Raw genomic sequence first — 1,498 nt, forward strand, 5'->3', positions numbered from 1 at the left:
CTGGCGGAAGAGGCGGGATTCGAACCCGCGGTAGGCTATTAACCTACGCACGCTTTCCAGGCGTGTGACTTAAACCGCTCATCCACCCTTCCGTACAGCCATTGATTATACGTTTGCCGGAAGGGTCCACCTCTAAAAACCGATGTGACTACTTAAACAGACTCTTTAAGCTGATCTAAGATTGCCGGATTTTCAAGGGTTGAAGTATCTTGAGTCACTTCTTCACCTTTAGCAATCACACGCAACAAGCGACGCATGATCTTGCCAGAACGGGTCTTAGGCAAGTTATCACCAAAACGAACGTCCTTAGGTTTAGCAATTGGGCCAATCTCTTTACCAACCCAATTACGCAACTCAGTGGCAACCTTCTTGGCCTCTTCACCGGTTGGGCGACCGCCTTTAAGCACCACGAATACGCAGATGGCTTCACCAGTCATTTCATCTGGACGACCCACTACCGCTGCTTCAGCAACTAATGGATTGGCAACTAAGCAAGACTCAATTTCCATCGTACCCATACGGTGACCAGAAACGTTTAGCACGTCATCAATACGACCAGTAATGGTGAAGTAGCCAGTCTCTTTATTACGAATTGCGCCGTCACCTGCTAGATACAAAGTGCCGCCCAACTCTTCTGGGAAATAAGACTTTACGAAACGATCTGGATCACCCCAAATCGTACGAATCATGGAAGGCCATGGGCGCTTGACAACCAAAATACCGCCTTGACCGTTTGGAACATCAACGCCAGCCTCGTCCACAATTGCTGCCTGAATGCCTGGCAATGGCAATGTGCATGAGCCTGGAACCATTGGTGTTGCACCTGGCAATGGTGAAATCATATGTCCACCAGTTTCAGTCTGCCAGAAGGTGTCTGCGATTGGGCAACGTGAACCACCTACATTCTCGTAGTACCACATCCAAGCTTCTGGATTAATCGGCTCGCCGACTGAACCCAAGAGACGTAATGAGGATAGGTCATAGCTCTTTGGATGCACTGTTGAATCATTGCTAGATGCTTTGATCAGCGAACGAATTGCTGTTGGGGCAGTGTAGAAAATAGTCGCTTTGTGTTTTTGGATCATGTCCCAGAAACGGCCAGCATTTGGATAGGTTGGAACACCTTCAAATACGATCTCAGTAGCGCCTACAGCTAAAGGGCCGTACGTAATATAGGAGTGGCCTGTTACCCAACCAATATCCGCGGTACACCAGAACACGTCATTCGGCTTAATGTCAAATGTCCACTTCATTGTGAGAATTGCCCACAAGAGGTAACCACCGGTTGAATGTTGTACGCCTTTTGGCTTACCTGTTGATCCAGACGTGTACAAAATAAATAGTGGGTGCTCAGCACTAACCCACTCTGGCTCGCATGTAGCAGATTCATTAGCAACAATTTCTTGCATCCATACATCACGACCTGCGATCATCGTGACTTCAGAGCCTGTACGCTTGTTTACGATGACATGCTTAACCTTGCCGCACTCACCAGTAG

At 48.1% G+C, this 1,498-nt stretch carries 1 protein-coding gene and 1 tRNA gene; both read right to left on the bottom strand.

Features of this window, described 5'->3' with window-relative positions:
• Position 1 precedes the first annotated feature (1 nt).
• Positions 2 to 92 (bottom strand) — tRNA-Ser (locus B7X71_RS16765).
• A gap of 60 nt (positions 93 to 152) precedes the next feature.
• A partial coding sequence (locus B7X71_RS16770; protein ID WP_293601574.1) for an acetate--CoA ligase occupies positions 153 to 1,498 on the bottom strand: 1,346 nt, incomplete at its 5' end.

It is taken from the genome of Polynucleobacter sp. 39-46-10 (assembly GCF_002282275.1).